The sequence below is a fragment of the Photobacterium lucens genome (assembly GCF_009873615.1).
GTDB lineage: Bacteria > Pseudomonadota > Gammaproteobacteria > Enterobacterales > Vibrionaceae > Photobacterium > Photobacterium lucens.
Genome location: NZ_SSMG01000020.1, coordinates 1 through 25,136, shown reverse-complemented (window position 1 = coordinate 25,136; position 25,136 = coordinate 1). Strand labels below are relative to the sequence as shown.

Here is a 25,136-nt window from a genome sequence, read left to right as displayed (position 1 = left end):
ACTGTTACTGTTACTGTTACTGTTACTGTTACTGTTACTGTTACTGTTACTGTTACTGTTACTGTTACTGTTACTGTGAGTACTTTAAATTCAAATGCTGCTGTGACTCCATAAAGGCAACATGCAGATTGATCAGTTGTACGCTTTCTTGCTGCCATTGTGGATCGGACTGATGCTGGCAAAACTCCACCATAGCGACAATGATTCGGTCTAGCTTCTTTAAACTCCAACGTTTTAATTCGGCACTGTAACTTTGTTCACAAACAATGGCTTGTAGCTTGGCATATGACAGCTGAATATAGCCAAAAGCTTGTTCGTTATAGCCTTGGTGTTGATAGTATTTGGTTAAACGAAAACAAGCATCAAGCCAATAGGCTAGGGCTTCACTGCCAGTTTCGGTATCGAGTTCATCCATCATACTTTTTGGTGTCTGTTGAATGATCGAGACTAAATCTGAAAAATCATGGCCGTGATTGGGTTGGTACCAGCGTTTGATGGATTCTAACCAGCAGTGAAGTTCTGTCATGCGATTTTATCCTTTTGCAGTGCGGCTATTTCAGCTTCATCCCAGTTTGCAACAAAGTGATTGTCAGCCACTTGGCGATGTCCTGCGACCGATTTAAGACTGATAGCAAGGATCTTATCGGCACTTTGTGAATAGTCAGGCTCTGAATCAACTAACTTATTAAAGGGTAGATCAGGATCGGGCACAGCGGAAATCAATTACTTGGTATAAGGGTGCTGTGGGTTACGTAAAATAGAGCGAGTATCTCCCCATTCCACAATACGACCGCGATACATTACTGCGGTTTCCTCTGCACTATAGTGTGCGGTAGCTAAGTCGTGAGTAATGTAGAGAAAACCAATACCGATTTTCTCTTTCATCTATTTTATTAGGTTCACACGCTGGTAGGGGTATTTCTCTAAATCGGTAATGGGTAGCTCAACTAGCGTCATTCATTCTTCTAGGCGTTGATCAATTTGAGCCTTACCGTTGACTTGCCTCTATTATTTATCAGACAGCCAACGGTAATTAAGTTACAGTGTCGCTTTTAATACTGTGATAAAGCGATCAATGTCTTCTTTAGTGATATCTAAGTGAGTGACAAAACGCATTGGGTTACCTGCTGAGATCAATATATCTTGCGCCTTGAGCTGTGCAATAAGAGCGGTTTGAGCGATAGATTCGTCAACTTTTGCAAACAAAATATTGGTTTGAATATGAGCAAGGTTTACCGCAAAACCTTCGACATTATTGAGCTGCTCTGCAAGGTATTTCGCATTAGTATGATCATCAACTAAACGTACTGTGTTTTCAGTCAGAGCGATTTTACCCGCAGCAGCTAAAATACCTGCCTGACGCATGCCACCACCTAGCACCTTACGCCAGCGACGAGCACGGGCGATTAGTGCTTTATCACCAAGCAGTAAAGAGCCAACAGGTGCCCCAAGCCCTTTTGATAAACAGATAGTAAAGGAATCGAAGTATTTAACGATTTCACAAATATCAATATTCAGTGCCGCTGCTGCGTTATAAACACGTGCGCCATCAAGGTGAAGTTTTAAACCATGTTGGTTAACAAACTCACGGGCTTGCTGAAGATATTCTAACGGCAGGACTTTACCGTTAATGGTGTTTTCAAGGCTAAGTAGCTTGGTACGGGCAAAGTGAGGATCGATAGGTTTAATGGCAGCGCTAAGTTTGGTAAAGGGTAAAGTACCATCAGGCTCATTTTCAATCGGCTGAGGTTGAATTGAACCTAAAACAGCCGCACCGCCACCTTCGAACTTGTAGTTATGTGCTTGCTGCCCACATAAATATTCATCACCACGTTCACAGTGTGCCATTAATCCAAGCAAGTTAGCTTGAGTGCCAGAACTACAAAATAAAGCTGCTTCAAAGCCATGACGTTCGGCAGCATATTGTTCTAAATCGTTAACGGTTGGATCGTCACCATAAACATCATCCCCGACAGGGGCATTGGCTATTGCTTGGCGCATGGTTGTTGATGGGCGAGTTACAGTATCAGAGCGAAAATCTATCATTTATTATTAGCTTCCTGTTGCGTTTTTTTTAATATATCACCGTGTAGTATTTGTTTTCTATAGTGGTTACATCTTGTTATTAAGCATCTGATAGCGTTATGTTTAAAACGCATTTTATGACATTTTGATTTATACGAGATTCTCACAAAATATATTGTGTAAACCATCTACACTTAAAAGGTCGGTTGTTTATTGTACAGTTGTTGAAGTGACTCAGAGTAGGCCACACTAGGAGGACGATGTGATGTTAGTGGAACAACGAGACTTTACCTTGCTAGGTAAAAAGCAGCGGCATGCTCATATTAGTGTGATCCCCACGGGAAAGTTACGCGTTAACATTCTTGAGGAGAACGCAGAGCAAGAGGCTGAGTTTTCGCAATTATGGTTTAGCAAAACCGGAACCAAAACATTATTAGTCTGCCGAGATGAATCAAAAGTCAATTGGCAGTTAGATCTTAGCAACAAAGACGCGAAAGAGCTTGAACACCTGATTGAATCTGCGCAGGAAGATTATGAAATCTTAATGCGTGATTTATAACTATCATCAAATCCTGGTGTATGGTTTGGTGGGTCAATTTGATTTTGCGAAATGAGTGTGTTTAACCCTGCCAGTAACTAGCAGGGTTTTTTCAATTTCGAGGGGAAGGTAAAATTAGACTTGCCTTTAATCCACCACGTTGGCTGCGGCTTAAGATCAAATCACCACGGTAGCTGTGAGCCAATTCATTAACAATGTTAAGTCCTAGCCCTGTACCTGGGGTACTTTCATCTAAACGCACACCACGTTTGAGCACTTGTTTGCATTTCTCTTCGGCAATACCGATACCATCATCTTCAATAACAAGGGTCACTTCTTGTTTATTCTTATTCGGTTCTTGGTAAACACGAATTAAAGAGTTTGCCCATTTGTAACTGTTTTCGATTAAGTTACCGATCATTTCATCTAGATCGCTACTTTCAACCGCTACCATCACATCACTTTCGAGTTCATTCACTAAAATGATGTCACGATTGGCATACACTTTGTCCATTGCCAATGATATAGCATCAACACGGCTAGAAACCGCAGTTTTAGCAGCTAAAATATTGACCGCACCAGCCATACGTGAGCGACCTAAATGATAGTCAATATGCTGTTGTAACTGTTCTAGCGCAGGTACAAGTTTCGCTTTAGTTGACTCATCAAGCAGTGCTACTTCATTGTTCAAAATCGCAATGGGTGTTTTTAATGCATGCGACAAGTTACCAGAGTGATTCCGAGCTCGTAGTAGTAACTCTTGGTAGTGAAACAGCAGAGCATTCAAATCATCAATAACAGGCTGAATTTCTACTGGGTAAAGCCCTGTTAGTTCTGTCGATTTCCCTTCACGTACCAATTTTAAATTACGGCGCAGTTTACGTAGAGGCCATAGTGACCAACTTACTTGCAGTGTCGTTAACGCTAAAATACCAATCGCCATGATGGTTAAGATCAACCATAAACCACGGGTTAATTGTTGCAGCGTTTTAAGTAAGCGATCTTGGTTAACCGCAACAGAAAGCTCAACCGGATAATCACTGTCAGGCAATAAGAACTTACGTTTAACAACAATTAGCGATTGATTATTTGGCCCATGATAACCATCGTCATTGCTACCTGAAATCGTGGTATCCCACAGAGAACGAGAACGCAGATGTTGGTTATTGAGCTTTAGCGACCAATACAAACCACTGTAAGGGGAGTTAAAGCGTGGATTTGATAGTCGACCATCAAGGTAAACTCGTCCGTGCGCATCAATATCGACTAATGCTGTAATTTGATCTAAGTAAAGGTATAGCTGGGTTTTTTCTTGTTCAATAAGGTAGTTTTTAATGAAACTCGGAACAAGATAGCCAGCCGTTAAGATAATCGCCATGAGCCAAATTGCAGCGGCACTTAATAGGCGATTACGAATACTCGGCTGACCTTTCTTACGTTTGTTAGCTAGCATTGATCCGGTATCCAAGACCTCGAACAGTCTTAATGACATCATTGCCGATCTTACGACGAATACGACCGATAAAGACTTCAATAGTGTTTGAGTCACGATCAAAATCTTGCTTATAGATATGCTCAACCAACTCAGTACGAGAAATCACTTTATCAGTGTTGTGCATTAAATAAGATAATACTTTGAATTCAAGCGCAGTAAGATCGACTAACTGGCCTTGCCACGTCACTTTAGAGGTACGGGTATCAAGGCTTAAATCACCAGCTTGAATAACAGGGGAGGCGTTACCGGTAGAACGACGAAGTTGCGCACGTACACGTGCAACTAATTCAACCATTTGGAAAGGTTTGGTAAGGTAATCATCAGCACCCGCGTTTAAGCCATCAACTCGCTGAGTTAACTCATTACGGGCACTTAAAATGACCACTGGGCAGTTAACGTTCTCTTCACGGATCCCTTTTAAAACCGTAATACCGTCTAATTTAGGTAAGCCTAAGTCGAGAACAATGGCATCCCAAGGTTCAGACGTTGCACGGTATAGCGCATCTATACCATCACACGATAGCTCTGCTACCCAACCACTTTGTTCTAACCCTGCGATAATTTGTTCGCCAAGGGTTACTTCATCTTCTACAACAAGAATTTTCATTTTGGAGCCTTGATGACATTTTCTAAATGTCGTCCTTTTATTTGTAACATTTGCAAGGATTGAGCTTGATATTCAACTTTTATTATATTGTTTTCACTATCAATCAGTTTTAGTTCATAGATCCACTCACCATTATCTTCGTTGAGCTCTACTTTAATTATGCGTGCAGATAACTGTTGTGAAACTTTATGTTGAAGCGCTGAATAAGGCTTTATAAGCCCTTTTTCTACGGCTGTCATTACATCATCGTGATGTTCATCGTCGCTAACGCTAGGAGCAGCAATAGCTGCAAAGGTTAACGAACCGAGAAGTCCGATTATATATAAATATCTATGACGTATTTTCATATTTATAACTGTAACGTAGCAAGCATGAATGGAAAGTGAATGACAGCCATTATGATAACGTTGTAAACAGGGGTAAGTCGTTAAATATTTAGGCTTTTATTGTAAAACTATGATCCAGTTATAGCTGTCTAATTATCCAGCTCTAGAAGTGTTGATGTTTTATTCAATTTTGGTGAATGGCTTGCTAGTTGGGCGTATTTGTCGCAAAATCTCGCGCCATAAAGAGTAATCGAAACAGGTAACGCACCATGGCTTCTAGCGCACACGCACTTCATATTTTGGTTAAACACAAAGAATTGGCTGACGACATTCTAGAGCAGCTAAAAAAAGGTGCAAAATTTCAAGATCTCGCCAAGAAACACTCAACGTGTCCATCAGGTAAGAAAGGCGGTGATTTAGGCGAATTTCGTAAAGGTGCTATGGTACCGCAGTTTGATAAAGCAGTATTTTCTGGCAAAGCAATCAGCACTAGCCAAGCGTTAAAAATGAAGAACAACAACCTACGAGGTTTGATCCCTGAGCCGGTCAAAACTAAGTTTGGTTGGCATGTTATTAAAGTGTTGTATGTTCTTTAAATGATAGAAAAGCGCTGATTGAGTCAGCGCTTTTTTGTTTAAGCATCAATATGATCAAGGTTGGTTGCTAGTTCTACAAGGTCTTTGTAGTAATCTACATTGATAGTGTCGGGCGTTAATTTATGGAATGCTGGCTCTATCCAAAAATCTCCCTTTGAGTAATCTGTCATATTATTTATGTCAATGTTTCGTGTGTAATTTATATAATGATGTTCTATGTCTTTTTCTCTTTGGCTGTTATTGGAATGTAAATAATTGTGGGTATTTCGGACGAAAGAATATAAGTCGCAAGTATACTCACCATAATCCCATCTATTCTGAATAGTTATAGTATTACTGGTAGGAAATGTGGCTGTTATTTCAAGAGGTTTCAGTTCAAAAGTGATTTTTAGTGATTTGGCAACTTTTTCTATTATTTTATACGTTAACTGTGCAGTATTACCCGGTGTTTGAGTATCAAATATTGATTTACAAGCAAAGTCATATAATTCAGAGTCTTTTTCTCGTAAACATAAAAGAAAAGCAAGGTAGATAATATTTAAACCTTGAACATTACTTAAATTATCTATAGTTGCAATTAAGCGATCCGTTATTTGTATAACTTGTCGAGTAGACAGTCCAAATGCTTCATAAACAAGAGTTAAATTTCTTAGGGAGATAGTTTTGTCATTATCGTTCTGGTCGAGAGAATTTGGAAATGTACTTATTCTTTTTTTGTTCAAATATTCTTTATCAAGCTTATATGTATCACAGTGAACACCCAGTATCTTTTCATATGAAGGTGCTTTAAACGTATATCTACTGTTAAAGAATCGTCCTAAATATTGCTTAGCATCAAATCCTTCACCATAAATCGCTTTAACTGCGTGTTGTAGTTGTTCAGTATCGGTTGCAACTACAAATACGACACCTGGAATATCAAAAATATGTTTGATAGCTTCAAGCATTTCTACAGCATAGTTAGGACGGCAACGATCTAGTTCATCTATGAAGATAAAAGCGGGATATGATTTAGTTGTATCATTACTTTTTACAGCTTCAATCCATTGTTCAACATTATGTTTTAGACTATCGATAGATTTTGATTTTGCATCATGCTCGCTGATTAAATGTTCTACCATTTTTTGAGCTGCAAGCCCCATATCGATAGATTGCCCATCACTATTAATGCTTTCACCAATGGCTTTATCATCAGCCATTTCCATTATTTTTAGTGGATCTACTCCAAGATATTTTGTTGTAAGGCCTCTAGCTAATGCAGGTGCTGCTGCTTTTAATAAACCAACGAGTTTTCTTGACACTTTGAAAACGTTTTTATCAGCATCTTTGCCAGCTTGTTTTCTTAACTGTTTTATCATTGATGAAATAACGGTCATTAATGGATCGTCAGAATAGTCTTGTTTCCATGCATCAATGTAGACAACAGGGTAGTGCTCTTCCAAAGTGAGAGCCCAACGTTTTAAGAAATATGACTTTCCAGCTCCCCATTCGGCATTGAGGTTAAGGACATAGTTTCTTTTTTGTTTTTCTGCATCTCGGTTTTGGTCAAAGCCTTGTTGAGCTAAAAATGAAGTTAAGAATTGCGCATATTTTTCACGATCAAGCTGATCAGGTTGAAAATATTCATCGAATGTATCGTTTGTTGTAGGCTCAGACCAATTGAATTTAACCTTCATTGTTATCTTTATTTATCAATGGATTATTGAAATAAAGTACCACAGATATACACCTTGTGAGTGTGCTTGTTGTATCAAAAAGTAACGAGGAAAATATTTATATGCTTAATGATGTTTTTTGATGGGACTTTTTACACTCCTTTACGTTTCAACCCTGTATAAACGTAACTATTTTTCATAGTATCAAGTTATGCCCTTGTTACGGAGAATGCCGATGAAAGGTTTATTTGATCAACTTATCAATCAAGCTAGTAATTATATGGAGAAGGGGAAGTCAGCTTCTGGTTCAAGTTCTGCTGATTTATTAAAAGGGGCGACGGCTGGTGGTTTAGTCGGTGCTTTATTAGGAAATAAGAAAACCCGTAAATTAGCAAAGAAATACGGTGGTAAAGCAGCGGTGATTGGTGGTACTGCCGTCATTGGTACCGTCGCATATCAAGCTTATAAAAAGTGGTCACAAGAATCTTCCCATGCGTCTAATGTTGCAATGGAAAGTCACCCTGCTAGCCAACAAGCAACCATGCTTAAGACTAATCAAGATCTGTTAGTACAGGCGATGATATTTGCAGCGAAATCAGATGGTCATATTGATGAGCAAGAGAAAGCAACGATAACACAGTGGATGTTAGATAACGGAATCAATCACGATATTGAAAATGTGATTGTACGTTGGCTAAATGCGCCATTAGATCCACAAATGTTAGCTAAACAGGTCACTGGACTAGAACAAGCATCAGAAGTGTATTTAGTAACTTTATTAGCTATCGATGTCGATCATTTCTTAGAACGCGCTTATCTAGATGCGCTAGCACAATCGCTGCAATTACCATCAGGTTTGGTACAACGGATTGAAGAGCAAGCGAGCCAGATGTAATTTTAATGAGCGAGATGATTAGCTAGCTCGCCCATGTTCTATTTACTGTTCCCAGTCTTTAATGATTTGTGCAATTTGGTGGGTATCTTTGTATTGATGATGCTCGCCAGCCACTTCAATACATGTCACGTTGTCACTATTTCCAAGTAATGTTTTTAGTTCGTTGAAGCTACCAAAGGGATCACTGGTTTCTTGGATGACTAAAGTTGGCGTTGTTGTTTGGGTTAAAGCGGTGAGTTTTTTCTTATCATCGTCATCATATAAAGATAAGGCGACACCAATAAAGATTAAGCGATCCCAAGTGATGTTTGGTTGGGCGTTTAAGGCAATTAATGTTCCGATTGATTTGGTGATCTGGATATCGTAATGCCCGTTAGGTAGGTGTTCGATTTCTGTTTTGATATCAAATTCTTGATTGTTATCCCATGCGCTAAATTTATGTAGCGTAACTGGTTGGTCGTTCCAATCAAGGTTATCAATAATTTGTTTTAGCCAAAGTTCTGTTGCTGGCATTTTGCCGGGAATTGCTAAGATATTCATCTGCGCCTCATTGGGTATATCTGTCTTGAATAGGCAGAATGCGAACTTATATATCAATAAATAATACGCTGATTTTTGATGATAAATAGTGTGATTAGAGACGTTTTGTGGGAACAGAGATTGAAGAAAAGGCATTGGAATTGAGGTTAAAAGGGGCGTATTGGTAACGCCCCTAAAGCAGGAATTAGTGAGTTTGACCTGCTGGCATTGTGCTATTGATTTTTACTGGACCAAGACCAACAACACAACGGCGGTAACCCATTTCCCAACCTTTTAGGTAAGCGGCTTGGCTTACTTTGTCGTAGCTATCAACGATTTCTTTAGTTGGTAGAAACTGTGCTTTCATCGCATCTTTACAGCCGTCATCGTAGCCTTTTTTTTCTACTGGAGCTGTATTTTGCTTAACTACTTTAGTGATCACCTGAGGCTCAGGTGGTGGCGTTTGTGTTGCACAAGCTGAAGTCAATAAAGCAAGACCGGCTAAAGCTAAAATCTTTTTCATAATATTCTCATTTATATAATCACACACTTTTCAAGTAGTTGCAGAAAAGTGTATGTGTCCTTGTTAGAGTTATATTATAACAAAATACCCAATAAGAATAAAATAAGTCGAATTGTGATGCTCTGTGCATATTTTATAAATGATGATTAGAATTAGCGTAAATTGACAATAATTTCTTGCGATGTACGGGTATCACTCCAATGAAGCAGTTGTGAATAAAAGTGTTTAAGTGTGATGAGGTATAAGCTAATCAGGCTAAAACAACTGATAGCAGTAATACCTTGTTCAAAGTGATGTCCACCAGATAGTAATAAGATAACGCCGATGGTTATGCCAATGGATGAGATCATTAACCATAGTGGGTAGCTAAGTGTGAAGAACTGATAAAAGTTGAACAGTATAGAGAAGATCATTTTCTTAAGATGAAACATAATACACCCCCAAACCAATATGTTTATTAATTGTTAAATTATGGCAATTAATCGAGTGGTTAAACTAGTAGGGGAAATTTTTGTGCGACTGTTCATATTTTGATGATAACGATGAAGCAAGTGGACTGCTTCATCGTTATGTGGGTGAGTTAGTCTTGTGACTCTGGCGTGGTTGGTTTTGGAATATAACGACCTAGACGATCAATCTTTCTGTTTTTCGAGAAGAACATTTCCAATTCAATCATGATCCCCGGGTTAGGGTGGTAGTTGTATTCTCGAGGAAACTCGAGCTGTGGGCGTACACCTAAGTAAAGCCAATGCTTGTAAATACGCTTATTCCATGTTGCTGATACCCAATAGTTAGTGATTTCTTTATCTTCACCGGTATCTGCACTCACACCTGTTGAGTATTCAAAAAGAACCTTGTCATTGTAACGATGGAATATCTCAAATTGTTGCAGTAATTCCCATTTGTCATCTTCTTTTAAATATTGCGCACTGGTTGTCGTTTTGAAGATCTTTGATTCTTCAGGGTTTAGTGCGTAATAACCACTTAGCTTACTAAGTGAGCCAAGCCCTTTTGAATGGTAATAAAAGAATTGTTGCTCTAACTGAGATGTCCAATTTTCACTGATGGGATCGACACGAGTAAAACGAGCTTTGGTAAACGGATCGAGCGGCAGTTTTAATTTAATACCGATATCAAAATCAGTGTGCCAGTTACCAAACTGAGTATCTTGAAGGCGGAATGCACCAACAGTATCACCAGATGTGTTTTTACTGCCTGTTGTAATTCCACGTTGCTTACTTTCAAGACTATCAAAGTCACTTGGTTCGGAGTCGATGATCAGTTTCCAGTCTCGCTTGACGTGGGGTAAATCAAGTTTGAAGTAGACTTTAAATTCGTTATCTAACTTGCCACGGTAGGAGTAAATTGAGCGATTACGGATCCGTAAGTAACTGCGGTTTACTAGATCTGACTCGTCTTCATCTTTGGCTAGGCTTTCATCAAGGTATTCGCCAATGTTGTGAACAGTCTCAGTTAAGTTTTGATGAGAGTTATCAACCCAATCAGCAAAGGAGTTATGTTGTTCTGCATCACTGACAGATTGTTCGCTAACAGTTTGGGGTGATTCGCTATTTGCAACGGTATTTTGCTCTGCTTGACTAATACTAGGGATAATCGAGAGGAAGCAAACGGGTAAATATAATTGCTTTTGCAATGTTTTAAAGGGGATTAACGATTTCAAAGTATTCAAGCTTCCTTTCTGAATTCAGTACCTTAGATCCAAATGTTGTGAGAATCCAGATATTACTTTATTACTGATAGAGGCGCTCTTAATGTGATTATAGTGTGCCAATAAAAACAATTGTCTCAGTTGTTATATATTTATCACTAAATCATCATCTGAATATTGTGTAACCACACTATACTGAAAAGGATTTTGTGATTACCAGCCTCCGAAATAGGATATTATTGTTGTGCTGAGTATATCAATCGCTTTTGAGTTGTATGGGTTATGGTTACTGTATTTTGTGACTTGCCTTTAAAATATTTACTATTAGATTTAGATATAAATGACGATTTTTAATAGATCTGTTATTGCAAGTATATGAAACCGAATGCAATCGAGGGAGTATATGGATAGTTCAGAGCTAGATAGCATCAAGCGGGATATGTCGGTTAAAGTGCACGATATTTTTGATAACTTTGAAGAAAATAATAATCGATTACCCACGATGGAAGAATTTAGAAGTATTTTCCATGACTGTGCTGATAATTATTTAGGTCCTTTAGATCAACAAGTTGTCGATGGTATTAATGCTAATTTGGAGCGTCAACGAATTCGTGAACAGCAACTGTGGGATGCGGTGAACGAGTTGGAATCTGAAGAGCGAATGCGAAGAGACGCAGAATAAGATTATTGGGGATGCGTCATTGCAATGCCTACTTTGGCGTGTGAGCGTATCCCTAATTGATGACAAATACGATGACCGATGGCGGTCATTTTTTTGAGATCAACACCTGTTTCAATTCCTAGCTCTTGGCACAAATAGAGTACATCTTCTGTGGCTACATTGCCGCTAGCGCCTGGCGCATAAGGACATCCTCCCAATCCTGCCACACTGCTATCAATAGTGGTGATTTCCATCAGCAAAGCTTGGTAAATATTCGCTAAGGCTTGCCCGTAACTGTCGTGAAAATGTACCGCAATGGCTGTTGCTACGATCTGCTTTTGCATTTCTTCGAGTAAGCAAGCCACCCGTAATGGGGTGCCTGTACCGATGGTGTCGCCCAATGAGACTTGATAACAGCCCATATCAATCAAGGTTTGCGCAATGCTGGTGACTTGTGCTGTAGATGTTTTTCCTTCATAAGGGCAATTCATTACGCAGGAAAGGTAGGCGCGAATAGGGATCAAATGCTGGTGGGCAACAGTAATAACAGGTTCAAAGCGTTTGATACTTTCGCTAATACTGGCGTTGATGTTTTTCTGGGTAAAGGTTTCCGAACATGAGGTAAAAATTGCAATTTCATTGGCATTCACATTGATAGCGGCTTCTAGTCCTTTAAGATTTGGCGTTAATGCGGAATAACAAACCTGAGGTTGCCTGCTTATTTGTGACATGACTGAGCTTGAATCTGCCATGGTGGGGATCATTTTCGGTGAGACAAAGGCGCCTGATTCGATATGGCGTAATCCAGTTTCACTGAGCGCATTAATTAACTCAATTTTTAGTGTTGTCGCTTTATTGCCAAGTGAGGCGAGGTGAGGTTCATTTTGTAAGCCATCACGAGGTCCTACCTCAAATATCGTCACCTGTTTAGGTAGTTTTTCTTTGAGTTGATTAGTGATCTTTGTCGTCATGGCGGATACTCCAGCTTGGCTGTGATTGCTCAAAAAAGGCTTGTATGCCTTCTTGTGCTTCTGGGGTACAACGAATGTGAGCAATTAAGTCACTGGTATAAGTAATAAGTGTTTGGTCGATAGGGTTGTTCTCGCACTGTTGGCATAACTGTTTGATAGTGCGTAAAGCGTTCGGGCTGTTATTGAGTAATACATTAATGATCTGCTGTGTTTGCTGCTTAATATCGTCACTAATGAAATGAATGATCCCCAATGTTTGCGCTGTCGTTGCAGTGATTAATTCAGTCGTGAGCATGTAGCGTTGTGCTTGCCTAACTCCCATCGCTCGGCAGACATAGGGCGCAATGGTTGCGGGTACTAATCCAAGCTTGGCTTCACTTAAACAGAATTTCGCTTGTGGAGTGGCAATAGTAATGTCACAACAGCAGATCAAACCGAGTGCGCCACCAAAAGCAGCCCCTTGCACAATAGCTATAGTTGGCGCTGGAAAGTGATATAGCCTATCGAGTAATACGGCAAGTTGTGCTGCATCTTGTTTATTCTCTATTTCTGTTTTTAATGCCATGCTTTTCATCCAGTTAAGATCAGCACCAGATGAAAAGTGTTTGCCGTTAGCATCGAGTATTAAGCAGCGAATGTTGTTTTGTGTTTTAAGTTGCTCAAGTGCTGTGAGGAGCGCTGTGATCATCTCGGGATCAAAAGCGTTGGATTTCTCTGCTCGATTTAAAGTGAGTGTCGCAACACCCGTTTTAGAAACAGTAACTAATACAGTGGGCTGTGTATTCATATGATGACCTCAGCACTACATGCGAAATATCCCAAACTGGGTGTCGGGAATAGGTAAGTGATGCACTATAGCTAATGCTTGTGCTAATACTTTGCGGGTATCTTTAGGATCGATAATGCCGTCATCCCATAGTCGAGCACTGGCATAATAAGGATGACCTTGCTCTTCGTATAAATCTAAAATCGGTTGTTTAAGCGCGTGTTCATCTTCTGTTGTCCAAGGTTTGTTTTCACGCTTGCGAATAGCTTGTGTCACTTGAGATAAAACAGCGGCCGCTTGCTCACCACCCATTACTGAAATTCGTGCATTAGGCCACATCCATAACAAGGTGGGATCATAAGCGCGTCCGCACATGCCGTAATTACCCGCACCATATGAGCCACCGATGATCACTGTGAACTTAGGCACATTGGCACAGGCAACGGCCATCACCATTTTTGCTCCATGTTTGGCAATGCCTTCGGCTTCAACCCTTTTTCCTACCATGAACCCAGTAATGTTTTGCAAAAACAGCAGCGGAATTTTTCGCTTGCAGCATAACTCAACAAAGTGCGCACCTTTTTGCGCTGATTCTGAAAATAGAATGCCGTTATTGGCAATGATCCCAATTGGATAGCCATCAATGTTGCCAAAGCCACATACAAGGGTATTACCAAACATGGCTTTAAATTCGTCAAAGTCAGAATGATCAACTAAACGGGCAATGACCTCTTTAACATCAAATGGAATACGCACATTAGTACCAACAATGCCATAGAGATCGTCTATTGAGTATTTAGGTGTATGAGTGTTGAAATTTGAAGGTGTTAGCGATGAACAGTTAGATGGATAATGACAACTAGCAATGGCTTCACGAGCAAGATCTAACGCATGTTTTTCATCATTGGCGTAATAATCAGCGAGCCCTGATTTTTTACAATGCACGTCAGCACCACCTAGCTCTTGAGCCGTAACCTCTTCGCCAGTTGCGGCTTTAACAAGGGGAGGGCCAGCTAAATAAATAGTCGCTTGATCTTTGACCATGATAGAAACATCAGCCATAGCGGGTATATAAGCTCCGCCCGCAGTACATAAACCCATAACTACTGCGATTTGCGGAATGCCTTTGGCTGACATTTGGGCTTGGTTGAAAAAGATTCGACCGAAGTGATCACGATCGGCAAAGACTTCAGCTTGGTGTGGCAAGTTCGCACCGCCTGAATCTACTAAGTAAACACATGGAAGCTGGCATTTTTCGGCAATTTCTTGTGCTCTAAGGTGTTTTTTAACGGTGAGAGGGAAATAGGTGCCGCCTTTAACGGAAGGATCATTGGCAATGATCATACAAGCTTGCTGGTGGACATAACCAATCCCAGCGACAATCCCAGCACAAGGCACAGGTTCTTTATACACATTCAATGCGGCATAAGGTGCAATTTCAAGCCAAGTTGAATTACTATCGAGTAGTTGTTTGATTCTCTCTCTGACCGCTTGTTTGCCTTGTTTCTGCTGATGTTCCTGTGCGTTTGTACCACCACCTTGTTTGATGTTGGTCAGTTGCAAGTTTAAGTCATCCACCAGTTGCTGCATGTTGGTTTGATTGTTGATAAACAACTGGCTGGAAGTATCTATTTTTGAAGTGAGCTGTGCCATCGCTTGATCCTTAGCGTGCTGATTCTGCGAACAATTCACGTCCTATTAGCATGCGTCGTATTTCAGATGTACCTGCACCAATTTCATAGAGTTTGGCATCGCGTAATAATCGACCTGCGGGATAATCATTGATATAGCCGTTTCCCCCAAGGATTTGAATGGTTTCTAGCGCCATCTTCGTTGCTAGTTCTGCACTGAGCAAAATCACGCCAGCGGCATCTTTACGTGTGACTTCACCACGATCGCAAGCTTTAGCAACGGTATAAACATAGCTGCGAGCGGCATTAAGCTGGGTGTACATGTCGGCAACTTTGGCTTGGATAAGCTCGAACTCACCAATGGCTTTTCCGAATTGTTTTCGTTCGTGAATATAGGGGATAACAAGATCGAGGCAGGCTTGGGCAATACCTAAAGGGCCTGCTGCCAGTACAACGCGTTCATAGTCCAATCCACTCATTAGTACTTTGGCACCATGATGGATTTCACCTAATACGTTTTGTTTGGGAACGTGGCAATTAATAAAGACCAACTCGCAGGTGTTAGAGCCTCGCATACCTAACTTATCGAGCTTTTGTGCGGTTGAGAACCCTTCAAACTGTGACTCAATAATAAAAGCAGTAATGGCGTTGTCATCGGTGCGAGCATACACCACAAGGGTACTGGCTTCAGGGCCATTGGTGATCCACATTTTATTGCCATTAAGCACAAAGTGGCCATCATGCTGTTCGGCTTTTAATTGCATGCTCATCACATCAGAGCCGGCATTGACTTCACTCATGGCTAGGGCACCAACATGCTCTCCGGTGAGTAACTTCGGGAGGTACTTTTGCTTTTGCTCATCGTTACCATTGCGAAATATTTGATTCACACAAAGGTTTGAATGAGCACCATAACTTAAGCCAACTGATGCGGATGCTCGGCTTAATTCTTCCATGATAATCACATGGGCTAAATACCCCATATCTGCGCCACCGTATTGTTCATTGACTGTAACCCCAAGCAAGCCCATTTCGCCTAATGATTGCCATAAATGAAAAGGAAATTGGTTGTCGCAATCAATCTGACTGGCTAGGGGGGCAACATGCTCTGAAGCATAGAGGTTCACTTGCTCACGCAGCATATTTGCTGTTTCGCCTAAGTCGAAATTAAGAGAGGTATATAAGTTATGCATGCCAGCCTCCTTGACGAAAACCGATCGTTATTAGATGGTTATTTATGAATATCTGCTTTAATTAATGCTCGTTGGCAGCGTTTTTTAGCTCTTTCTAATTCATTGAGAGTGACATCAATATCTTTACGTTGATGGATGAGTAGTTGTTGTTTTTGTTCGATGATATCGATCATAGTGATTAATTGATCATGGCTTTTGTGATCATCGTAAAGGCTGAATAGCTCGCCAATTTCTTGCAGGGAAAAGCCAAGACGTTTTCCTCTGAGAATAAGGGCAAGGCGGGTTTTATCGCGTCGTCCGTATATGCGATTAACACCATCTCGTTTGGGCGAGAGCAGTCCCATGTCTTCGTAAAAGCGAATACTGCGTGGGGTAACTTGGAACTCATTAGCAAGTTCACTGATTTTAAAAGTCATCACATGTTGTCTCCTGTAACGTTAGACAGCACGTACATACCCAAGTCATTCATATTGAACCAAGTATTTTGATATTACTTGGGTACATAGCGTTATTGTCGGTTAATCAGGGCGGTGATTTTGCGAGCGATAGTCTGTACAGAGGTTTCTTAACGTTTACGTAAATGTTAGTGCTATGCTTACAAAAGCGTCAAGAAATCACCCGATATTCTCGTTATAGCCAGTGCGATACATTGACTGATGAGGTGAATTTTATGAGTAAGGATATCCTGATCGTTGCAGCCAAAAGAACACCCATTGGCAGCTTTCAAGGCGATTTAAGCCAGTTTTCAGCGGCTCAACTAGGTGGCATTGTCATTGAATCAGCACTTCAAGATGTAAAGCGTATGGCGCTTCAAGATAATGCTATTTCACACATTGGCAGTATTGAATACGAACGTATTGCTGAGCTGATTGATGAAGTTTTCATGGGGTGTGTATTAACGGCTGGTGTTGGACAAGCCCCTGCTCGTCAGGCTGCATTGAAGGCGAAGTTACCGCATTCAGTTTCTTGTGTGACGATTAATAAAGTGTGTGGTTCTGGGTTAAAAGCCCTGTTTCTTGCTTGCGATATGATCAAAGCTGGCTCTATTCGTACCGCTGTTGCTGGTGGGATGGAGAGTATGAGTAATGCGCCTTACTTGCTAACCGATAGCAGAAGTGGGATGCGTATTGGTCACAAAGCGGTATTAGATCATATGTATTTTGATGGTCTGCAAGATGCTTATGATGGGCATTTGATGGGAATTTACGGGCAGCAAACAGCAAACAAATATGATGTATCAAAAGAGCGCATGGATGCATGGGCGGTACGTTCTATTAATCATGCGGTTAAGGCGGAAAGTCATCATGCTTTTAAAGCTGAAATTGTACCCATTACAGTTTCGACTAAAAAAGCGTTAGTGATGGTAGAAAAAGATCAGCACCCTAATGAAGTGGATCCTCAAAAGATACCAACATTGCCGCCATTGTTTGCCTTAGCGGGTGAGCAAGGTACTATCACTGCAGCATCTTCAAGCGCAATCGGTGATGGAGCTGCAGCCTTGGTGGTAATGGAAGCTGAGCATGTTCGCCGCCAAGGTTTATATCCATTGGCGATGATAAAAGGTTACGCTTCTCATAGTCGTTCACCGGACGAATTCACCATCGCACCTATTCATGCCATTCGTCAGTTATTAGATGATCTTAATTGGTCTATTGATGAAGTGGATTTATGGGAAATCAATGAAGCCTTTGCAGTGGTGACATTAGTGGCAATTGATCAGCTTGGGATTGATCCAAATAGGGTAAATATTAATGGCGGGGCGTGTGCTTTAGGGCATCCGATTGGCGCAACAGGTGCAAGAGTCGTGGTGACCTTGACCCACGCATTACGCCATAAAGCAAAAACTGTAAATAATGCGAAAAGCAATGGTGAAACCAAAACACTGAAAGGCATTGCTGCTGTTTGTGTTGGTGGTGGTGAAGCACTTGCCATCGCCATTGAAGTCGATGTGAAGTCTGTCGATTAGTCGTTAATGTAAGGAGTGAAGTATGACAGGGGTCGTGAATGTATCTTATTTACGTTGCGTTGATGGGCATAACATTGGGGTGCTTGAGCTTGATAATCCGGAGTCGTTAAATGCATTAACCTTGAATATGCATAAAACCCTTCATCAATATTTACAGCTTTGGTATGACGATGAAAGCATTGTTGCTGTGATCATAAAGTCAGTGGGTGAACGGGCTTTTTGTGCTGGTGGTGATGTACGCAGTATGTATTACGCCATGAATAATGATCCTGTTCTCAATCAGCTTGATACGCCCCCTAATATTCCATTGGCAGAAGTTGATAGTCATATCGCAAAGCCATTTTTAACGGAATATTTTACCGTTGAGTACAGTTGTAACTACCTCATTCATAACTATAACAAGCCGATTATTGCATGGGGACATAGCTTTATTATGGGTGGCGGCTTAGGTTTGTATATCGGTGCCAGTCACCGAGTCGCCCAGCCAAATAGTTTATTAGCGATGCCTGAAATTAGCATTGGTTTATATCCTGATGTAGGGGCTACGTGGTTTTTAAATCAGTTACCGAATGGGATTGGACTGTTTTTAGGGTTAACGGGTTCTCATGTGAATGCCGTTGACGCCCGTGATTTAAAGATGATCGAACATATTATCGATGGCTCATCTTTGAATAAGATTGAACAGAAGTTAGTGCAGCATGCATGGTCAACATCGTTAGATAAAGATGAGAGACAGCAAGCGGCTAGCCATGCTGTTTCGATGATCCTCGCTGAATATGAAATTAACGACGAAGATAGATTACCGGCAAATCAACTCATTCCGTACTATGCCCAAATTCAAGCAGCCTGTTCGCAACAGTCACTCTCTATTATTATTGAGCAAATTAACGCTATCGATGGGCTAGGCGGTTGGATTGAAACAGCTAAACAGAATTTAAATGCCGGAAGTCCAATCACTGCACATATCTGCTTTAAACAGTTGCGTGATTATAAAGATGCATCTTTACTTGAATGTATAAATATGGAACTAGGGCTTTCCGTTAATTGTGGCTTAGTCGGCGAGTTCAAAGAAGGTGTACGAGCGCAACTCATAGATAAAGATCATCAACCGCAATGGTTATATTCATCTGTTGATACAGTAGATGAAAGTTTAATAGAGCAAATGTTTGCGTCTACATGGCTTGAGAATAAAAATCCACTTGTTATCTCTCATAGTAGGTAACTATTTATAATAACTTAGTTTTTATCAATAGGATTAGAGCAATGCAACTTGATACGTTAAAGTATTATGGTCAAAAGTCTTATTTTAACTAGGAGTCATGAATGGAAATTGAGAGTAGTGTTGTTGTCGTTACTGGCGCCAGCCAAGGTCTAGGTCAGATGATGGCTGTAACTCTAGCCCAAATGGGTGCTCAATTAGCCCTCATTGATATTAATTCAGTAGGATTGCGTAAAACTCAAGATCAGTGTCATATGCTAAATAGTAAAGCAATGGTGTATGAAGCAGATGTAACCAACGAAGATGAAGTTGTACAGGCATTCAATCGTATTGCTGAAGACTTTGGTCATATCAATGTACTGATTAACAATGCTGCCATTCTTGACGATGGCTTACTGGTTTGTGGAAAAAATAATACTTTAAGAAAAATGCCTCTAGATCAGTTCCAAACCGTAATGGATGTGAACGTAACAGGTACTTTCTTATGTGGCCGAGAAGCGGCTGAAAAGATGATTGCAACCGAATCACAAGGCGTGATCATTAATATTTCGAGTATTGCGCGCGCTGGTACATTTGGTCAAACCAACTACGCAGCATCAAAATCAGCGGTAGCAACAATGGCTGTCGGTTGGTCAAAAGAGCTGGCGAAGTATGGTATTCGTGCTGCAGCTATTGCCCCTGGTTTAATTGATACACCGCTATCGGAGCAATTAGAGCCTGAAATACTAGAGACGTTAAAAGCTTCAGTTCCTCTAGAGCGTATGGGTGCTCCTGAAGATATTGCGCACACAGTGAAGTACATTATTGAGAATGATTACTTCACTGGACGTATTTTAGAGGTTGATGGTGGCTTACGTTTATAACGTAAATTAGCCATAAAATGCGGCATATAGTGCCATGCCACCGCCTAAGACAAACATCATCATAGAGACACCGAAGGCGAATTTAGCAAGGTATGGCATTAATTTTTCCATGATATTTCTCCACTCATCATAATCAACTGCAAATACTACCTTTCATCACGTATTTAGTGAAGATAATTCGATATACAAAATAAAATTCTATTATTTATTCTTTATTGGTATTTCGTATACAATCATTGTGAATAAGACAAAGGTTGCCATATGAGTATAATAAAGTCAGCAAAATTAGCTTACAGTGATAAAAAAAGAGGGAAAGCATTATCTATCGCAAAATATGCGATGAGAGCGATGTTATATTCTCGCCAATATAAAGAGTTATCTCAGTATTTCTCTGCTGCGCAAAGAAAAGAAGTGTTGGAGCAACAACCTGAATTTTTGATGCGTTTTACTAAGCCTTATTTGGCAACATGCTTTTCTAAAAATCAGATTGTTGACGTTTTAAAAAAGCATTATTGCTGGATGGAAGAGCATTTCTCTGAAGAAGCTAGACACATCATTTACAGCGATGAATTGGAGCTTTACAGTTTTACAATTGATGAGAAAAGCTATCAAGTAAAACTGAGTTTTGATCATACTTATCGCCGTGAAGGAGAGCTTGCTCTGCTATTAACAGATAGCGAAGATAACCGTTATTATGCAATTGCCTTTACTGTTATAGATAACGATATTTATATCGGCTGTATGCAGGGTGGTAATAACGATAATGGCTTTAGTCGCTTATTTACCAAAGCTATTTTTGGTTTAAGGCCTAAGTCGTTCATGGTCGAAACACTGCGTTTGTTTGCGAATGATATGGGGATTGACCATATTTATGCTGTTAAAAATAGCGCTCATGTGTACATGGCAAAACGCTACGGTAAAAAAGGCTCATCCATTAACTTAAATTATGATCAGTTATGGCAAGAGCATAATGGCGAGGAGCATGATGAATCATTTTATGCATTGCCATTACACACTGAGCGTCGTGCTATGGAAGACATTAAACGTCCAAAGCGCAAAATGTACCGTGAACGTTATGCCTGGTTAGATGAGTACGATCAAGCGCTAAAAGAAAAACTTGATGCTGTTAGTGTTATTCACTAAATATGCTTTAAGGTTGCTAGAGACTGAATACAAATAGCGTCATGTCGCCAGTATTCAAAGTCACAGTCGATCAGGTTATCGAATTGATCGTAGTTTAAACGTTCAACAAACATAGCAGGGCTTCCTGCCGTTGCACGCAGCGCTGTCGCTGTTGAGCCCGTCAATGATGTTGTGCTCACGCGATAGCGCGTTTTTGTATATATACGATTGAAATGCTCACGGTAAACAATACTTAAAGAATGGGTAAAGTCCGTTTTCAGTAAGTTTGGAAAAAATGACGGTAAGATGTAGTTGGTTACCACAACGACAGGACGATTATCTAAATAACGTAAACGCTTTATTCGGTATAGCTCATCTTCAGTTGAAGTGTGTAGTAGTTGTGCCACTTGTTTATTGGGTTTGACTAATTCAGCTGAGAGTAATTCCGAACGGGGAGTACGACCTTGCGCCATTGCCATGGCTGGAAATTCAGTCGTATTGGTTGGATCATAAATTAATGGTTGTGGCGAGATAAACCAGCCTCGACGATCCTCGCGAAACAACTTTCCTTCCGATTCCAGTAAAGATAAAGCCTCACGTAGCGTAATACGTGTAGTGTTAAACGATTCAGCCAACTTTCTTTCAGAGGGCAGTTTTACACCTAACTGTCCTGACTCGATTTGTTCGTAAATCGCTTCCTTGATCTTTAAGTATTGCACTTGATTACTCTCTATTATCGACGATTAGTATTCAATGTATCTGTTTGTTATACCACTATTAATCAGTGGTGACACTGAGAACGTAGTGAATAAAAAGAGGGCTAGTTGAACTAGCCCTGATGTAATTAACGCTTTCTCCAACCTTGGGTGGTGCTTTCAAGTAGTTTATTACCACCAACGTAACTGATTTTAACTAGTGCAGTGGTCAGTAGCAGCATTACCGCCATCGCTGCAGCAGGGCCTGTTTGACCCGCTTCATCCATGTTAAGAACAGATACGGATGCTGGCATAGTATCTGTAGAGTACAAGAAGATGATGGCAGATGTTGTCGTCATTGCATTTACAAACAGGTAAACAAAAATATCTAAAATAGCAGGTGCGCAGACAGGTAACGTCACCTTAAAAAACGCCTTGTATTGCGGTAGTTTAAGCGATGCTGAAATAGCTTCAATCTCGGCTGGCAGTTGTTTTAAAGCCGTTACAGCTGTCATGTGACCGACAGTGTAATAGTGCATTACCGTATTGATAACCAAGATTGTCATGGTGCCGTATAACACAGTCAGTGGGTTATGATGATTATTGAAAAAGAAGATATAGCCTAGACCTAATACCATGCCAGGTACAGCCATAGGAATGATGGCAAACATTTGAAGTAGTTGACGCAAAGGGGTTGCGCAGCGGCCTTTTTCAATACAGTAAGCGCCGATAAATATCGTGATAGTGCCGAAAATTGCCACCAACACACCTAACTTAATCGAGTTAAAATAAGGCTGCCAACCAGAAGCACTAAATTGTTCAAAGTTGTAATTATGAAGGCTTAATGCGGTATTCCAAGGCCAGAAGGTCACTAGTGAGCCATAAATCGCCATACCGATAATCGTAATGATTGCTAGACAAATAACGCTACAGAACAGAAAACATATACCATCGCGGATAAAGTTTGCTTTAGGTACATAAGCTACTGAACGAGAATCAAATAACCCTTTTTGTTTTTTCTGAACCCAGCGGTCGGCAACAAATGCTAATAATGCTGGTACAAGTAGGGCGACACTGGTAACTGCACCCATTGAAAAGTTTTGCTGACCGACGACTTGTTTAAAAATATCGGTCGCTAAAATATTGTAACTACCACCAATAACTTTAGGCACTGAGAAGTCACACACAACCAGTGTAAATACTACGATTAACGCACTGATCACGCCGTATTTTGCTCCCGGTAACGTCACGATAAAAAAAGTTTTGATCGGAGAGGTATTGAGCGCTTTTGCTGCTTCATATAAACGGGCATCAGAAGTACGTAATGATGTTTTAATGATCATCAATGCGTGAGGAAAACACCAAAAAGTTAAGCCGATAGTTATGCCTACTGGTCCATAAACTGAGTGTCCCATCAGTAAATCTTGTGTAATGCCTTGATTACCGAGTAGGTAAATCAAACTGATCGCAGGGAGTAACGAAGGCGCTAAGATTGGAGCGGTACCTAAAATACTAAATAAGCCTTTGAATGGCATACAGCTTCGAGTTAGTGCATAGGCATAACCAAAGGCTAATAACCCCACGAGAGAGGTGACTGTTACACCAATAAAAAGTGTATTTCTTATAGATTGCCATACTGATGATGATGAGAAATATTCAGCGAAATTCGCTAATCCAATAAATTGTCCGGCATCATTTTGCATGCTTTTTTGTAGCATGGAAAACAGGGGAGCAATAACGAAAAAGCCCATGACGAGCAGAATAAACAGTAATATCGCTAGCGTGATAAGGTTGTTTTTTGTAATGGCATTTTTCGCGATAGTAAGGCGAGTACTCAAATTTAGTGGGGTAATTTCATGAGTATTGTTTTGCACCACGTTAGCTGGAAGTAGAGAAGCCATAATCATTAGTCCTTTATTAACTAGTCAGATCACTGAGCTTGAAAAATATGGGTGTATTGCTTAGTGATGTTTACGAAAAGGTAATGGCCTTCTTGTATCGATAGGCGGCGAAGCTCCCTAATAGGCACATCCACTTTAATGTTTTTGGCTGGATTGCAGTTTTGTAATCGGCAGTTAGCACGAACATGAGTGCCTTGAAATTCAAGATCTTCAACTTGAACAGGAATGGATGATTCTGACTTCATGTAATCTTCGGTGAAATGAATATCTTCAGGGCGTAGGCCTAGCTCGATTCTTTGACCGCGTTGAAGAGTACTTTCTGGGGTTGGCAGTAGCGTTTCGCCAATGCGGATTTTTTCGCTGCTGACCACAGATGCATCAATAAAATTCATGCTGCCAACAAACTCGGCAACGAAGCGAGATGCAGGGTTTTGATAGATTTCTTCAGGGGTACCCACTTGTTCTATTACACCGTGATTCATAACTACAATACGATCAGCCATGGCCAATGCTTCTTCTTGATCGTGGGTAACCATAATCGTGGTAATACCAAGTTGGCGTTGAAGTCGGCAGATTTCTTCACGTAGATGGGTACGAACTTTGGCATCAAGTGCCGAGAGCGGCTCATCCAGTAGTAATAATCCCGGAGATAATGCTAACGCACGAGCAAGTGCAATACGTTGTTGTTGTCCGCCAGAGAGTTGGCTTGGGTATTTATGACCAGAGTTGGGTAAGCCAACTAATTCTAACCAATGCATAACTATGTCATTGGCGGCTTGGTTTGATTTACCTTGGTTGCGTAACCCTAAGGCAATATTTTCCGATACAGTAAGGTTTGGGAACAGCGCATAAGACTGGAATACAATGCCGAAATCACGCTTTTCTGGTGCGAGGAAGGTGGTGTCTTTACCATTTTGGGTGATCCGTCCTGAACTAGCGATATCCATACCGGCAATAGCACGAAGTAATGTCGTTTTACCACATCCAGAAGGGCCAAGAAAACAGATGAATTCACCTTTGTGAATATCCAGAGAGATATTCTTTAACGCGGTGAATTGTCCAAAATTTTTACAAATATTATCGATTTGTAGATAAGTACTCATGATGTTAACTCATACTAATTGGTATATACCAAATTTAGTATTGAAGCGTTACACTTCAATGACATAAGTTTGACGTTAACAAGACAGTTAATAATAAATTCGAAAAGAAAAAGCCGAGTGTTGAAGTGACCCCCAATAGTTGGACACCAATTATTGGGGGTCTTTTATGTCCAAATATAGTCGAGAGTTAAAATGCA

At 40.5% G+C, this 25,136-nt stretch carries 27 protein-coding genes and 1 pseudogene; 8 read left to right on the top strand and 20 right to left on the bottom strand.

The features are described 5' to 3' along the window. Positions 1–70 precede the first annotated feature (70 nt). The 3 genes and pseudogenes from E5A76_RS02280 to ltaE all read right to left on the bottom strand — a co-directional run bounded on the left by E5A76_RS02280 (position 71) and on the right by ltaE (position 2,046). Positions 71–526: a hypothetical protein gene (locus E5A76_RS02280; protein WP_161117977.1), complete on the bottom strand. Its 456-nt coding sequence runs from the start codon at positions 524–526 to the stop codon at positions 71–73. After that, positions 523–885 (bottom strand): annotated as a pseudogene (locus E5A76_RS02275) (ABC transporter ATP-binding protein); the annotation flags it as partial. The pseudogene E5A76_RS02275 and the gene E5A76_RS02280, both read right to left, overlap by 4 nt. Positions 886–1,038: 153 nt before the next feature. Further along, the gene (ltaE, locus tag E5A76_RS02270) at positions 1,039–2,046 is read right to left on the bottom strand and encodes a low-specificity L-threonine aldolase (protein ID WP_161117976.1); all 1,008 of its coding nucleotides are present in this window, start codon (positions 2,044–2,046) and stop codon (positions 1,039–1,041) included. A gap of 244 nt (positions 2,047–2,290) precedes the next feature. On the opposite strand from ltaE, the gene E5A76_RS02265 reads away from it, so the two are divergent. After that, on the top strand, positions 2,291–2,584 hold the full coding sequence (locus tag E5A76_RS02265) for a hypothetical protein (RefSeq protein ID WP_053989186.1): 294 nt from the start codon (positions 2,291–2,293) through the stop codon (positions 2,582–2,584). A gap of 91 nt (positions 2,585–2,675) precedes the next feature. On the opposite strand, the gene E5A76_RS02260 is transcribed toward E5A76_RS02265, so the two are convergent. From E5A76_RS02260 to E5A76_RS02250, 3 genes are read right to left on the bottom strand one after another with little or no spacing between them, the layout of a single operon-like run. Further along, positions 2,676–4,016, bottom strand: coding sequence for a sensor histidine kinase (locus tag E5A76_RS02260; protein WP_107165891.1), 1,341 nt, complete (start codon positions 4,014–4,016; stop codon positions 2,676–2,678). Then, positions 4,006–4,665 (bottom strand): response regulator transcription factor, encoded by a 660-nt coding sequence (locus tag E5A76_RS02255; protein WP_023935160.1) that lies wholly within the window; start codon positions 4,663–4,665, stop codon positions 4,006–4,008. Before E5A76_RS02255 ends, E5A76_RS02260 begins: the two co-directional genes overlap by 11 nt. Next, on the bottom strand, positions 4,662–5,012 hold the full coding sequence (locus E5A76_RS02250; RefSeq protein ID WP_107165890.1) for a PepSY domain-containing protein: 351 nt from the start codon (positions 5,010–5,012) through the stop codon (positions 4,662–4,664). Before E5A76_RS02250 ends, E5A76_RS02255 begins: the two co-directional genes overlap by 4 nt. Positions 5,013–5,260: 248 nt before the next feature. On the opposite strand from E5A76_RS02250, the gene E5A76_RS02245 reads away from it, so the two are divergent. Continuing rightward, positions 5,261–5,587 (top strand): peptidylprolyl isomerase, encoded by a 327-nt coding sequence (locus E5A76_RS02245; RefSeq protein ID WP_045062305.1) that lies wholly within the window; start codon positions 5,261–5,263, stop codon positions 5,585–5,587. Between the two features lie 38 nt (positions 5,588–5,625). Here the strand turns inward: E5A76_RS02245 and E5A76_RS02240 are convergent, their stop codons facing one another. Continuing rightward, positions 5,626–7,263, bottom strand: a complete 1,638-nt coding sequence (locus tag E5A76_RS02240; protein ID WP_161117975.1) for a KAP family P-loop NTPase fold protein — start codon at positions 7,261–7,263, stop codon at positions 5,626–5,628. A 214-nt stretch (positions 7,264–7,477) separates the two neighbouring features. Between E5A76_RS02240 and E5A76_RS02235 the strand changes: the two genes are divergently transcribed. Continuing rightward, a complete protein-coding gene (locus tag E5A76_RS02235; protein ID WP_161117974.1) occupies positions 7,478–8,137 on the top strand; it encodes a tellurite resistance TerB family protein in 660 nt (219 codons plus the stop codon). A gap of 42 nt (positions 8,138–8,179) precedes the next feature. Here E5A76_RS02235 and E5A76_RS02230 read toward each other — a convergent pair whose 3' ends face one another. The 4 genes from E5A76_RS02230 to E5A76_RS02215 form a co-directional block, all read right to left on the bottom strand. Further along, positions 8,180–8,677, bottom strand: coding sequence for an alpha/beta family hydrolase (locus E5A76_RS02230; protein WP_161117973.1), 498 nt, complete (start codon positions 8,675–8,677; stop codon positions 8,180–8,182). Between the two features lie 184 nt (positions 8,678–8,861). Beyond that, the gene (locus E5A76_RS02225; RefSeq protein WP_053989181.1) at positions 8,862–9,179 is read right to left on the bottom strand and encodes a hypothetical protein; all 318 of its coding nucleotides are present in this window, start codon (positions 9,177–9,179) and stop codon (positions 8,862–8,864) included. A gap of 152 nt (positions 9,180–9,331) precedes the next feature. Further along, a complete protein-coding gene (locus tag E5A76_RS02220; RefSeq protein WP_161117972.1) occupies positions 9,332–9,610 on the bottom strand; it encodes a hypothetical protein in 279 nt (92 codons plus the stop codon). Positions 9,611–9,759: 149 nt separating this feature from the next. Next, positions 9,760–10,860 carry a hypothetical protein gene (locus tag E5A76_RS02215; RefSeq protein ID WP_161117971.1) on the bottom strand — a complete coding sequence of 367 codons (1,101 nt, stop codon included), beginning with the start codon at positions 10,858–10,860 and terminating at the stop codon, positions 9,760–9,762. Between the two features lie 391 nt (positions 10,861–11,251). On the opposite strand from E5A76_RS02215, the gene E5A76_RS02210 reads away from it, so the two are divergent. Beyond that, positions 11,252–11,530, top strand: a complete 279-nt coding sequence (locus E5A76_RS02210; RefSeq protein ID WP_053989178.1) for a hypothetical protein — start codon at positions 11,252–11,254, stop codon at positions 11,528–11,530. Between the two features lie 2 nt (positions 11,531–11,532). Here the strand turns inward: E5A76_RS02210 and E5A76_RS02205 are convergent, their stop codons facing one another. The 5 genes from E5A76_RS02205 to E5A76_RS02185 are packed head-to-tail and all read right to left on the bottom strand — an operon-like array spanning position 11,533 to position 16,486. Beyond that, a complete protein-coding gene (locus E5A76_RS02205) occupies positions 11,533–12,480 on the bottom strand; it encodes a hydroxymethylglutaryl-CoA lyase (protein ID WP_161117970.1) in 948 nt (315 codons plus the stop codon). Further along, on the bottom strand, positions 12,461–13,267 hold the full coding sequence (locus E5A76_RS02200; RefSeq protein WP_161117969.1) for an enoyl-CoA hydratase-related protein: 807 nt from the start codon (positions 13,265–13,267) through the stop codon (positions 12,461–12,463). The genes E5A76_RS02205 and E5A76_RS02200 overlap by 20 nt, the downstream gene beginning before the upstream one ends. A gap of 15 nt (positions 13,268–13,282) precedes the next feature. Then, a complete protein-coding gene (locus E5A76_RS02195; RefSeq protein WP_161117968.1) occupies positions 13,283–14,899 on the bottom strand; it encodes a carboxyl transferase domain-containing protein in 1,617 nt (538 codons plus the stop codon). A gap of 10 nt (positions 14,900–14,909) precedes the next feature. Beyond that, the gene (locus tag E5A76_RS02190) at positions 14,910–16,070 is read right to left on the bottom strand and encodes an isovaleryl-CoA dehydrogenase (protein ID WP_161117967.1); all 1,161 of its coding nucleotides are present in this window, start codon (positions 16,068–16,070) and stop codon (positions 14,910–14,912) included. Positions 16,071–16,108: 38 nt separating this feature from the next. Then, positions 16,109–16,486, bottom strand: a complete 378-nt coding sequence (locus tag E5A76_RS02185; protein ID WP_187695527.1) for a MerR family transcriptional regulator — start codon at positions 16,484–16,486, stop codon at positions 16,109–16,111. Positions 16,487–16,740: 254 nt separating this feature from the next. On the opposite strand from E5A76_RS02185, the gene E5A76_RS02180 reads away from it, so the two are divergent. The 3 genes from E5A76_RS02180 (at position 16,741) to E5A76_RS02170 (ending at position 20,118) form a co-directional block, all read left to right on the top strand. Further along, positions 16,741–18,036, top strand: a complete 1,296-nt coding sequence (locus tag E5A76_RS02180; protein ID WP_161117966.1) for a thiolase family protein — start codon at positions 16,741–16,743, stop codon at positions 18,034–18,036. 22 nt (positions 18,037–18,058) lie between these two features. Next, positions 18,059–19,258, top strand: coding sequence for an enoyl-CoA hydratase/isomerase family protein (locus tag E5A76_RS02175; RefSeq protein ID WP_161117965.1), 1,200 nt, complete (start codon positions 18,059–18,061; stop codon positions 19,256–19,258). A 101-nt stretch (positions 19,259–19,359) separates the two neighbouring features. After that, entirely contained in the window at positions 19,360–20,118 is a 759-nt protein-coding gene (locus E5A76_RS02170) for an SDR family oxidoreductase (protein ID WP_053989172.1), read from the top strand. 6 nt (positions 20,119–20,124) lie between these two features. Here E5A76_RS02170 and E5A76_RS02165 read toward each other — a convergent pair whose 3' ends face one another. Then, a complete protein-coding gene (locus E5A76_RS02165; RefSeq protein WP_042117731.1) occupies positions 20,125–20,229 on the bottom strand; it encodes a hypothetical protein in 105 nt (34 codons plus the stop codon). A gap of 150 nt (positions 20,230–20,379) precedes the next feature. On the opposite strand from E5A76_RS02165, the gene E5A76_RS02160 reads away from it, so the two are divergent. After that, positions 20,380–21,261, top strand: coding sequence for a VirK/YbjX family protein (locus tag E5A76_RS02160; protein WP_161117964.1), 882 nt, complete (start codon positions 20,380–20,382; stop codon positions 21,259–21,261). Here E5A76_RS02160 and phnR read toward each other — a convergent pair. The 3 genes from phnR to E5A76_RS02145 all read right to left on the bottom strand — a co-directional run bounded on the left by phnR (position 21,258) and on the right by E5A76_RS02145 (position 24,939). Continuing rightward, the gene (gene phnR / locus E5A76_RS02155; protein ID WP_161117963.1) at positions 21,258–21,959 is read right to left on the bottom strand and encodes a phosphonate utilization transcriptional regulator PhnR; all 702 of its coding nucleotides are present in this window, start codon (positions 21,957–21,959) and stop codon (positions 21,258–21,260) included. The genes E5A76_RS02160 and phnR overlap by 4 nt on opposite strands. 125 nt (positions 21,960–22,084) lie before the next feature. Further along, positions 22,085–23,836, bottom strand: coding sequence for a putative 2-aminoethylphosphonate ABC transporter permease subunit (locus tag E5A76_RS02150; RefSeq protein WP_161117962.1), 1,752 nt, complete (start codon positions 23,834–23,836; stop codon positions 22,085–22,087). A gap of 29 nt (positions 23,837–23,865) precedes the next feature. Next, positions 23,866–24,939, bottom strand: a complete 1,074-nt coding sequence (locus E5A76_RS02145; RefSeq protein WP_161117961.1) for a putative 2-aminoethylphosphonate ABC transporter ATP-binding protein — start codon at positions 24,937–24,939, stop codon at positions 23,866–23,868. Positions 24,940–25,136 lie beyond the last annotated feature (197 nt).